This window comes from Streptomyces sp. B15, from assembly GCF_018070605.1.
Classification (GTDB): Bacteria; Actinomycetota; Actinomycetes; order Streptomycetales; family Streptomycetaceae; genus Streptomyces; species Streptomyces smyrnaeus.
On record NZ_JAGPXJ010000015.1, the window covers coordinates 48,919 to 60,018 of the forward strand.

8 protein-coding genes are annotated in these 11,100 nt (G+C 71.6%); 3 read left to right on the forward strand and 5 right to left on the reverse strand.

What is annotated here, in order from left to right:
- Nucleotides 1-154 precede the first annotated feature (154 nt).
- Complete coding sequence (locus KBY19_RS09900) at nt 155-4,327, forward strand: hypothetical protein (RefSeq protein WP_210965606.1); 4,173 nt, start codon at nt 155-157, stop codon at nt 4,325-4,327.
- Nucleotides 4,328-4,499: 172 nt separating this feature from the next.
- Here the strand turns inward: KBY19_RS09900 and KBY19_RS09905 are convergent, their stop codons facing one another.
- Nucleotides 4,500-5,426: a PhzF family phenazine biosynthesis isomerase gene (locus tag KBY19_RS09905; protein WP_210965607.1), complete on the reverse strand. Its 927-nt coding sequence runs from the start codon at nt 5,424-5,426 to the stop codon at nt 4,500-4,502.
- Nucleotides 5,427-5,517: 91 nt separating this feature from the next.
- Here KBY19_RS09905 and KBY19_RS09910 point away from each other — a divergent pair, with 91 nt between their 5' ends.
- The gene (locus KBY19_RS09910; RefSeq protein WP_210965608.1) at nt 5,518-6,471 is read left to right on the forward strand and encodes a LysR family transcriptional regulator; all 954 of its coding nucleotides are present in this window, start codon (nt 5,518-5,520) and stop codon (nt 6,469-6,471) included.
- Here the strand turns inward: KBY19_RS09910 and KBY19_RS09915 are convergent.
- The gene (locus KBY19_RS09915; RefSeq protein WP_210965609.1) at nt 6,461-7,255 is read right to left on the reverse strand and encodes an SDR family oxidoreductase; all 795 of its coding nucleotides are present in this window, start codon (nt 7,253-7,255) and stop codon (nt 6,461-6,463) included. The genes KBY19_RS09910 and KBY19_RS09915 overlap by 11 nt on opposite strands.
- Before the next feature lie 114 nt (nt 7,256-7,369).
- Here KBY19_RS09915 and KBY19_RS09920 point away from each other — a divergent pair, with 114 nt between their 5' ends.
- Nucleotides 7,370-8,269: a hypothetical protein gene (locus KBY19_RS09920; RefSeq protein WP_247690807.1), complete on the forward strand. Its 900-nt coding sequence runs from the start codon at nt 7,370-7,372 to the stop codon at nt 8,267-8,269.
- Between the two features lie 143 nt (nt 8,270-8,412).
- Here the strand turns inward: KBY19_RS09920 and KBY19_RS09925 are convergent, their stop codons facing one another.
- From KBY19_RS09925 to KBY19_RS09935, 3 genes are all read right to left on the reverse strand, one after another.
- Nucleotides 8,413-8,628: a DUF397 domain-containing protein gene (locus KBY19_RS09925; protein ID WP_099881972.1), complete on the reverse strand. Its 216-nt coding sequence runs from the start codon at nt 8,626-8,628 to the stop codon at nt 8,413-8,415.
- Nucleotides 8,629-8,852: 224 nt separating this feature from the next.
- The gene (locus KBY19_RS09930) at nt 8,853-9,713 is read right to left on the reverse strand and encodes a helix-turn-helix transcriptional regulator (protein ID WP_099881970.1); all 861 of its coding nucleotides are present in this window, start codon (nt 9,711-9,713) and stop codon (nt 8,853-8,855) included.
- A 478-nt stretch (nt 9,714-10,191) separates the two neighbouring features.
- Complete coding sequence (locus KBY19_RS09935; RefSeq protein WP_099881968.1) at nt 10,192-10,971, reverse strand: GPP34 family phosphoprotein; 780 nt, start codon at nt 10,969-10,971, stop codon at nt 10,192-10,194.
- Nucleotides 10,972-11,100: the final 129 nt, after the last annotated feature.

The window sequence follows — 11,100 nt, forward strand, 5'->3', positions numbered from 1 at the left end:
CGCGGAGTTGTCCTCAGGGCGCCCCGGCTGTCGGTGGCTGTGCGTAGTGTGTTCCCGAGATCCCCGCACGGCAGAGCGCTCAGGGAACAACTGTCCCCTGAGCGGCGGACGAACGGGGAGGAACGGGGAACGGGGTAACGGGGAAGGGCAGCCCATGGCAGCAAGCGTCGAGAAGGACGGCTACACAGCGGAGTTGAGGGTGGACGACCTGGAGATCGTCTACCGCAACCCGAAAGGCCGGACGCTGAAGAAGCTCCCTGCCCAACTCGTCGGCGCCCCCGCCCTCACCTCACTGACCGCCGTGCGAAAAGCGCTGCGCACGCACCGCACGACCTGCGAGGAGTCTGCCCGCGCGTGGGCGAGGGCAGGGGCGAGCGCCCCGCGCGCACTGGTCGAGGCCGACCCGGAGTGGTGGAGCGCGCTGGAGGACGCCGGCGTGCCGCTGACCGAGGAGCGCGGCGAGGACGGCCTGTTCGCCCGCACCTACGCGGGGCCGCACGGCCTCACCCTGACCCAGCTCCTGCCCGAGGACGTGGTCCCCTACCGCGATCTGCTGATGCGCGAGGACGGCTGGCTGCCGGAGGGCCTCTTCACCACCGGCATACCGGACGGGGCACCGGATCACGAGGGACGGCTGCCGTTCCCCGAGCGGGTGCTGGCGGCCCACCCGCAGCAGCAGCGCCTCGCCCTGGAGAAGATTCGCGCTCTCCAGCACGAGACCGTGGACTGGGAGTACGTCTTCAAGAAGGACATGGACCGCGTGCTGGCCGGGCTGGAGGAGACCGCACCCGCGCTGGCGGTCACACTGCTGGACGAGATGGCCGACTTCGCCCTCCAAAAGGGCAGCGAGGCCGAGGCGGCGGCCTGGTTCGGCCGGGCCCGCAAGACGGAGCGCAACCTCGGCCGCACGCCCGACCACGCCTGGCTGCACTCTCGCCTGCTGCGCTACGCCGAGGCAGGAGCCCTCTCCGCGACCGTGCTGCGTGCGTGGGTGAACGAACTGGCCACCGGGGACAGCGGAACAGGCGAGCACCTGGCCCGCTTCCGCGAGGTGGTGCGGGCCAGGCTCCGCGGTCACGGCGAACTCCACCCGCAGCTGGCGGCCGACATCCGGAAGCTCGCCAAGGGGGCCGGGCAGGACCCGGAAGAAGAGCTGGCCACCATGATGGCGGTGCTGATCGAGGACGGCGCGCTCTCGCTCGACGACACCGAGTTCTGGACCCGCTGCTGCAAGGGCCGTGCCATCGACATACTGGTCGAGCGCTGTGGTGGGACCGTCCGGGAAGCTGTCCTGTGGCTGCGCCCCCGCGGCTACGCCTCAGGGGGACGGGCCGAGCTGTGGCGCAGCCTGCTGGAGCGCACCGGAGCACTGGCCCAGCTCACCGGGGAGCTCCCCGGACTTGAGCGGGGGGCGACCGCCGCCTGGCTGACCGACTGCGTCAACACGGCGCCGGTCCGGGACAGCGGCCCGTGGCCGATGGTGTACGAGCTGGCAGAGCGCGTCGCCCCGAGGGCAGCCGCCGACGGCGTACCGGTCGAGTTCCGGCACTGGACGTACCGCGACTGGAGAGAGCGCAAGCGCATCCCCCTCGACCTGATGGACGTGCTCCTGGAGCACGGCGTCCCGGTCAGCGACCCACCGGAACGGCTGGCCACGGCGCGCCCGTACGACCTGCTGGTCTCGCGCCGCCCCGAGCTGCGCCACCTGCTGGCCGACGCGCGCTTCGAGCGCGAGGTGCGAGCGTGGATGCGCGCCGACCTCGATATGACGGTGGAAGGCGACAAGGCCGCCGACGCGATGTCGTCCAACCGCTGGTACAACCCGCACCAGACCAAGGGCTGGGGCAGGCTCGACCACCTGTACACCACCTGGGTCGGCCACGAGGAACTGCGTGCCTGGTGCGCGCGCGAGCGGGCACGGCTGCGCGCCGGGGTGGACTTCGACGGGCTGGTGCTGATCCTCGGCCGGTTCGTGCACGTCGGGGGAGCGGTCGACCAGCTGCTCCAGGACCCCGAGGCGGCCCGCGAGTTCGCCGCGGTCGACGTCATCGGGCTGCTGATGTGCGAACTGCCTCCGGAGCTGGACCGCGAACGGGTCGAGAAGATCGTCGCCAAGGTGAAGCCCGAACACCTCAGCCCGGGCGACGGAGCACGAGGCGACAACTTCGTCCTGCTCCGCGACGAACTGCCCGAGCTCGCCCAGGGCACCACCTGGCAGGAGGCGGGCCTGAGCTTCCATCGGGTCACCCACCTGCTGGTGATGGCCGCCAACTGCCTCGAAGGCCAGGCCCGCCTGGTGCGCCGCTTCACCCCGGACGCCGAGCGGGCCCCCGCCCCGGCGCCCGCCCCGGAAGAGGAAGCCTCCTGGCGGTCCCTCGCCCAACGGCTGATGCGGCTGGCGGTCTCCGAGACCCCGCCCTGGGACGGCGACCTCCGCAAGGGCAGCCAGGAGCGGGACCACGCCTGGCAGCGGCTCAGGGTCGCGCCCGTCCACGGATACGCCGCGCTGGAGGCCCTGCGCGCCGCGACGGGCCTCACCCGCGACGCCTCCAGGACGGTGGCTGAACTGGCCCAGTACGCGGACTGCGCCTTCGCCTCGGGGGAGTGGCGGATCGTGGAGTACACGCTGCCCACCGCGACGATGCGGCAGTTGCCCGCGCTGTACACCTGGCCGATCCGCACCCGGGCCTCGGCTGCCCTGGTTCTCCAGGAGCGCAGAACCGCGTCGGTGGCCCGGGAACCGGTTCCGCTGCGCGTGCTGGAGTACGCACCCGGTGGCGACTTCCCGGCGGCCGGCCCGCTCGCCGCCGCGGGCCTCGAACCGGTCAGGGCCGATGTGCTGGAGCCCGCGCGTCCCGGCAGCTGGTTCACACGCTTCGCTCAGTCGTACCAGCAGCACGGCCCGGCCCCCGCCCGCCCGGAGCTGGCCGCCGACTTCGCCGGACGGCTCGGCCTCTCGCACCCCGAGGCGGTGGTCCTGCTGCGTGGAGTGCTGCCCTGCGCTCCGCACCAGGGCGTCGCACAGAGCCTTCTTTCGACCACGGGCTCCTATGGCGTCAAGAGCTGGGAGGTGACGGAGAAGGAGTATGAGAGAGCCCTGGACGGGCTCCACCACTTCCTCACCCCCGGACAACTCTCAGCGCTCTACGACAGGCTGCTGCCGGACGACCCCGAGCTGCTGTGGACCCAAGGTCCGAATGTGCCGCGCGCCGCCGCGTGGTGGCTCAGCGAGATCGGCAGGCCGCTGCCCACACCGCCCGCGCTGACGACACCGGTGCACAAGGAAGTCGCCGCGCCCACAGGGGAGTCGGCACTACCACGCAGCCGGCCCGAGAGCGAGACCCCCACCTCCGACTCCACCGGCCGGCTGTGGTGGCCGCCACTGCGGCGCTCCGCACTCCTGGGCCGGCTCGCCGCCGGCGCCGACTGCCTCGCGCCCGACGTACCGCTGAGCCCCGAGCCCGAACTGCTGGCGCTGCCCCGCCTCGCCGCATGGGCCGCCTACCGCACGCCCGCGGGCGATCCGCTGCGCCCGACTCTAGGAGCGGCCATCTCCCGGCTGCGCCAGGAACTGGCGGCGGGACCCGGCCCGCTGCGGGTCTTCTCCCTGCAGAGCAACTATCTGATGGGCGCCCCGCCGGCCACCGACGCACTCACCGCGCACCCGGCCGTGACGGTGGTGGAGGACAAGACCCACGAAGTCCGCCATGTGTCCGTGGACCCGGACCAGCTGTCGGGCGCGGACGATCCGGTGCTCGAAGCGCTTGACACCTACCTGGACTCCGTCCTGCCCTCCCAGTGGCTCCCCACTCCCTCGGGCCTGCCGGCGCTGGCGGACCTGCGGCTGCTGCTCAGCGAGGACTTCGCCGCGCTGGGCGCCCATCTGGCAGCTGACGCGGAGCAGCCCCCCGGCTGGGAGCAGTACCCGGTCCGCTCGGTCCCGCAGTTGGTGACCCGCTGCGCGGAGCAGCATGGCCTGAGCGAGGACGCGGCGGCGCTCCAGCTGATGCTGCTGGCCCTCCCGGATCCCACGGACCGCCGGGTGAAGGCGTGGACGGACTGGAAGCCCGCCCGCTTCAAGGAGGCGGCAGCGGAGCTCGCCGCGACCCCGCTGGTGCTCCTGGCCACCCGCCCCCGAGCAGGCCGCAGCCTGTTCGTGCCCGGCCTCTGGCACGAGCGCACCTCACCCCTCCTGCCCCTGGAGGCCCCCAAGCTGCCTCACCTCCCACAGGCCGCGAACCACCGGTCCACCAGCCACCTTGCGGTCGTCCCCTCGATGCCTGTACCCCTGCTGTTCGAGCGGCGGTTGGACGGGTTGTCCGGGTAGGGGTCGACCCTGCCGGTCGCTTGCGGGTTGCGGGTTGCGGGTTGCGGGGCCGGGGGGCTTGTCGCGTAGTTCCCCGCGCCCCTTCGATGCTTCCCGCAGGCTCGGGCAGTCCGCGCCCGGGGCGCGGGGCGGGCAGGCGCAGCCCCGTCGTGGGGTGCGCAAGACTGCCGGATCAGCCCTGGCGGTCGGTGATCCGCACGGCGTGGCCGGTGACGCGGATCCGTGCGCCGCCGGGCTCCGCCTCGATGAGCAGATCGCTCGGCCGCCCCATGTCCTCTCCCTGCCGGATGGCGACCACGCCCGCCGCGGGCAGCAGCCCGAGCGTGCGCAGGTAGCCTCCGAACGCGGCGGCTGCCGCTCCGGTGGCCGGGTCCTCGACGACGCCGCCGACGGGGAACGGGTCGCGTGCGTGGAAGCGGTCGGCGCTCTCCCGCCAGACCAGGTGCACCGTCGTCCAGCCGTACTGCCGCATGACACCGGCCAGCGCCTCGAAGTCGTAGTCGAGGTCGGCCAGTCGGGCGCTGGAGCCGGCCGCGAGTACCAAGTGCTCGTTCCCGCCGAAGGCGACGTGCGGCGGCAGCGCCGCGTCGAGTTCGGACCTGTTCCATCCCAGGGCCGACAGCGTGGCGTCCACCTCGGCGTCCTGCGCGGGCCGGGACCGGGTGGGGACGCTGGTGAGCGTCGCCCGCACGGCGCCCTGTCCATCGGTCTCGGTCGCCACTGTGATCTCCCCGGCGGGAGTATCGAAGAGCAGCGTGCCGGGGCCGATGCGCTCGGCGAGTGCCACCGACGTGGCGACGGTGGCGTGCCCGCAGAAGGCCACCTCGGCGAGCGGGCTGAAGTACCGCAGGGTGAAGCGGCGTTGCTGCTCGTCCCCGGCGGTGATGAACGCCGTCTCGGAATATCCGACCTCGGCGGCGATCGCCAGCATCTGCTGTTCGTCGAGCCGCGTGGCGTCGAGGACGACACCGGCCGGGTTGCCGCCGTCGGGGTCGGAGGCGAAGGCGGTGTAGCGAAGGATGTCGGCGTCGGCGTCGGCATCGGCAACCGCTGCCGCTGTCGTGGCTGGAGTGGGCGTTTCGGCCGCTGAGGAAGTCATGCCTTCACCCTTCCAGCCTCGCCGCATTATTACCAACGATAGTTATGTATGAGAGCGATCGAACAGCTCGATGGTTTGTTAGGGTCCTGGCATGGACACCCGGCTGCTCCAGACCTTCGCCGCACTCGCCAGGACGGAAAGCTTCACCGGCGCTGCCGCCGAACTGCGGTTGGCGCAGTCCACGGTCACCGTGCAGATCAAAGCTTTGGAGAAGGCGCTGGGCACGCGGCTCTTCGACCGGCTGGCCAGAGGTGCGCTGCTCACCGAGGCGGGGCGGCGGCTGCTCGACGTGGCCGAGGAGGTCCTGGAGGCGGAGTCACGGTTGTTCGCGGCGGCCACCGAGGACGGCCCGGTCAGCGGGACGGTGGTGGTAGGAGCAGGCGAAACCCAGTGCTCGGCCCACCTCCCGGGTGTGATCGCCGCGCTGCGCAGCCTCCACCCCGAGGTGGAGGTGCACCTGGAGCCGTGCGGGACCACCAGCGCCGTGGAGGGGCTGCGGGCAGGACGACTGGACTGTGCTCTCCTTCTGGAGGAGCAGGTCGACTTCCCCGGCGTGACGGCTGAGCGCATCGCCGGTCAGCCCCTGGTGCTGCTGTGCGCTCCCGGTCACCCCCTCGCCGCCCGCGAAGGACCGGTCACATGGCATGAGCTGGCGCGGGAGAACTTCTTCCTGCACGAGCAGGGCTGCTCCTACAGCGACTGGCTGGCTGAACGGCTGCAGGCGGTCGCCGGTGCCCGGCCTCGGCTGACCCGCTTCGGCAGCATCGAAGCCGCCCGCTCCTGCGTCGCAGCGGGGCTCGGTCTGACCATCCTCCCGCGCGCCAACGTGATCGAGGCGCTGCGCGACGGCCGCCTTACGGCAGTACGCGGCCCCTCCCTCCCGGATGTCTCCGTCCACCTGGCGCGTCACCGACGGCGCCTGCCCTCCCGCGCGGCACGCGCCGTCGCCTCCCAGGTCCTACAGCACTTCCAGCAGGAGCCGGAGGACCGGGCCGCCGCCGCGACGAAGGAGGGCCACGGCGCACGGCCACGGGTCACCGCATGAGCTCGCCCGCGTTCACCAGCAGACACTGCCCCGTGATGCCCCGCGCCCTCCCGGAGGCGAAGAACACCACCGTCTCGGCCACGTCCCCGTCCTCGGCCATCCGCGGCAGCGCCATGCGCTCCTCCAGCCGGTCCCGCACGGCCTCGGGCGCCGACCCTTCCGACTCCGCCGCCCAGGTCACATATCCCTCCACCATCGGCCCCCACATCCAGCCGGGCTGCACGGTGTTGACCCGTATCCGGTGCGGCCCCAGTTCCCTGGCGAGGGAGTACATGGCGGAGACGAGGGCGCCCTTGGAGGCCGCGTAGGCCGCCTGCCGCACCTGGGTGGGAGGGGCGACGGAGGACTGGGTGCCGATCATCACGACGGAGCCGTCCCCGCGCGCCCCGGCCGCCTTCAGCGCGGGCAGGCAGGCCCGGGTCATGCGCAGCGTCCCCAGCAGATTGACATCCAGTGCCTGCTGCCACTCGGCGAGGTCGGCGTCCTCGAGGCCGCCCATCACGGTGTCGAGCGCGGCGACGTGGACGACCGCGTCGATACCGCCGAAGCGTTCTTCCGCCAGCGCGGCCAGTGCCGCGCACTGGTCCTCGTCCCGGATGTCGACGGTGCGGTAGGCGCTGTGCGTCCGGTCGGGGTCGACGGCGGCGGCGCAGGCCGCCAGGTTCGCCTCCGTACGGGCGCCGAGTACGACACGGGCGCCTTCCCGCACACAGGCGGCGGCCACTTCGTGGCCGAGGCCGGTGCCGACTCCCGACACCACCACGGTCTTGTCCGCAAGCAGCACGACAGATCGCCTCCCGCCCAGGGCCGCCCGGTCGACCGGGGTCTCGAATTCTGACGCCCAGTCAGCTACACAGTCAGGACACCGTACGGGAGCCGAGGAGCCGGAGGAACCCCGATGGAGACACCGACCGACCCGCCCGCCACGGCCCAGGACGACACCCCCGCGGACAAGCGCACCGGTCCGGGCACCCGGCCGGACACCTACGCCGAGTTGGCCTCGGTCGGCCCCTACGGCGTACGCCCCGGGCACGCCCTCATCACGATGGTCGAGCCCCACCCGGGACACGAGTACGCCTACAACCGCTGGTACGAGGACGACCACTACATCGCGGGCGCCATGGCCATGCCCTGGATCTACGCCGGACGCCGCTGGGTGGCCACCCGGGAGCTGCGAGCACTGCGCTACCCGGCCGAGTCCGCTGTCGCACAACCGGTCACCACGGGCTGCTATCTGGCCACGTACTGGATCACCGAGGGCCGCTACGCGGAGCACATGCGGTGGACCGTCGCGATCAACAAGCGCCTCAACCGCGACGGGCGCGTCCACCGAGCCCGCACCCACGTCTTCACCAGCTTCCAGGACCACGAGGCGACCGTCTACCGCGACGGTGCCGCCGGCCCCCGCGACCACCACGCGCTCGACCACCCCTATCGGGGCCTGGTGCTCCAGGTCGTCGACGCGAGGAGTGCGGGGGAGCGGGCCGCACTGCTGGAGTGGCTGCGTGCCCGCCACCTCCCGGCCCGGCTGAAGGGCTCCCCTGCCGCCATGGTCACCGTCTTCCGCCCCACCCCGCTGCCCGTCGACCGGATGTCGTACGTCAAGCAGGTCGAGGGTGTCGACACCCGGCTGACCCTGCTGTGGTTCCTCCAGGAGGACCCGCGCGAACGCTGGGAGGCATGCTTCACGGGCCTGGACGAGACCGTGGCGGAGTCCGGGCTGGGGCGGACAGAACTGGTCGCGCCCTTCGTCCCGACGATCCCGGGCACGGACACCTACGTGGACCAGCTCCGCTGAGGCGGTGAGCCGCCGCGCGCGGTGCTGAGCCCCCTCGGCCGGGACGGCGGGCCAGTCGAGAGGGCTCCTACGTCACTGGGGCACCGCCCGGGCAGCGCCGCGAGGACGCGCCGCCGACACCGTACGGGCTTCCGGCGCCGGTCTCAGGCCCGGGCGACGCCGGAGTGTTCGGCGCTCACCCGGCTCACGAACGCGCCCCACACCTCCGGCCGGAAGCTGAGCGCGGGCCCCTGCGGTTCTTTGGAGTCACGCACCGCCACCGTGCGCACGGCCGGCGACTTCACCTCCACGCAGGCGCCGTTACCGGTCGAGTAGCTGGACTTGGTCCAGACGTGAGTGTTTCCTTGCTGAATCGGCATAACTGCTCCGGTTGTTCCGGGTTGTTCCTGACGTGCGAACGACATTACGCGGCGATTCGGGCGCGGGAAGCCGTCGTTCACTCAACCGGATGGCATATTCCAAGCAGCTCTTCACATCGCGGTGCCCAGCGGTGTAGCCTTCCCACCTTTTTCGGCATCCTCGTGCGGCACATGCCAAACGGCCCGGCAGTTGCCGGGCCGTTTCGTTCGGGGGCGGGGTCCGCTCAGCCCCGGGCGTACTCCTTGGCGACCTTCTCGATGAATTCCCGGGTCTGGTCCGGGTTCAGCGCCTGGGCCCGCAGATGCTCGTACATGACGCTGTAGTTCTGCACGTCGTTCGCCTTCTCCAGGTAGAGGTCGCTGGTGACCCCTTCCAGGTAGATGACGGTCGAGTCCGTCGCCTCCGGAAACTCGAGAATGGCGTACTGCCCGTTCACTCCGGGATGCGCACCCATCGAGAACGGCATGACCTGGAGCGTCACATGGGGCTGCTGCGACATCTCGTTGAGGTACTCGAGCTGCTCGGCCATCGTGTGCTTGCCGCCGACCTCGCGGCGCAGCACCGACTCGTCCAGCACCGCCCACAGCCGCAGCGGGTTGCGTTCGTCCTTGATGCGGTCCTGGCGGCGCATCCGCACCTGCACCCGCCGCTCGATGTCCGCCGCCGTGGCCTCGGGCAGCGCACCGGCGACCACGGCTTCCGCGTACGGCCGCGTCTGCAGCAGCCCCGGCACGACCTGGGGTTCGTAGACGCGCAGCGAGGCGGCGTCCGTCTCCAGGCCGATGTAGACGCTGTAGGGGATGTCACCGAACGCGTGCCACCAGCCCTGCTGGCGCGACTCCTTCGCCATCTGCATCAGCGAGTCGACTATCCGCCGGTCCTCGACCTCGTAGACCCCGCACAGATCGCGTACGTCCCGCTGGCTGATGCTGCGCCGGCCGTTCTCCAGCCTGCTGATCTTCGACTGGGAGACCAGCAGCCGGTCCGCGACCTCCTCGGCCGTCATGCCCCGCTGCTCGCGCAGGCGGCGCAATTCCTGGCCCAGTCGGCGACGCCGGACTGTGGGATTGACGTTCGACGCCACGGGACCGCACCTCCGTGTAAGTACGACTACTCCAGCAGGTTGCCACCAACATGTGCGCTCCCGCTGGAAAATGGCAACAGAGAGTGCGGGGACGAGTACAGCGGACACGAAAGAGCGCACGCACGGAAGGCGAATCCGGCCGTCGTTCCCGACGACCGGACCACCGTCCCGCGCGTGCGTCCGAATCTGGCACGCGGCCTGCCGCCCGCGACCCGCGGTCGGCACACTCCGACAGCCGACGCGCCCGGCACGCGGCACACCGCCGCACTCGGCATTCCCGTCCTCGCCGCGCCGCGGAGCCGAGCCACGCGCGTAGTGCTCAGCCCGTACGCGCGTAGCGCTCGGCCCGTGTGCGGCTCAGCCGGTCCGGGTGCCGCGCGCAACCCGTTCCCATGCCGTGCTCAGCCCCGTGCGTGGTGACCGGGACCTGTGCGTCGCGCCCGGAGATGTGCCTGGTGCCGGGACGCGGGCGAGCCGGTCAGCGTGCTCCTGCCCTGACCATGCCGCCCGCCAGGTGCCGGGCCTGCTCCGGCACATGCCGCGTCGGACCCGCGGCGGACGCTGTCGCCCGCGCGGCCGAACGTCCCGAGGAAGGTCCGCTCGCCGCGCCCGCCTGGGCCCGCCTGGGCTGCGCCCCGACGCCGTTCTGCACGTCCATCACCGCGTGCGCGACGAGGCCGCCCATCGGGTCGTGCCTGATCAGGTCCCGCAGCCGGGAACGGCACGACCGTCCCTCGTTTCCGGGGTAGAGGTGCTTGCCGAGACCGACCGCGTGGGCCAGTGCGGCGAGCGCCGCCGTCCGCGGGTCCGGTGGGACTCCGGTGCGGATAGCGGTGTCGAGCCGGGCCCTGATCTCCCGGCTGATGGCTGTCTCCGTCGCCTGGTAGCGCGTCGTCGGCAGCACTCCGCACATCTGGCCGGAAACGGCGTGCACCATGCCGCACCGTTCCAGATGTGTGAGATAGGTTTGGCGCAGCCCCAGCCGAGGCCCGCCGATCCAGTGGACAGCGCGTACGGGACTGCCACGCCTGCGCAGCAGTTCCAACGCGGAGTCCAGAGTCGGATCTCCGGTCGGCCGTGGCAGCACCACGGCGATACGATCCCCATCAGGGGCTATCCGTCCTGCCAGAGCCAGCTCCACTAGCTGTGCTCCGGCCAGGCCGAGGTCGAGCGACTGCGGCTGCGCCGTGGTACCCGTGGCCGGGTCCAGAGCGAGCAGCAGCAACTCCTCGGGAATTGTTCTGCGGCTCCTGCCCATCCATGCCTCCCCGCGTGGATGAATGACAGGGTGACCCCTCTCACAATGGTCTGTCGAGAGCGCCCGAACCTTATGGGTGGGAACCAGTAGGTATGTCGTTCTCGTCTGGCGCTGAGGGGGCCGCGGAGG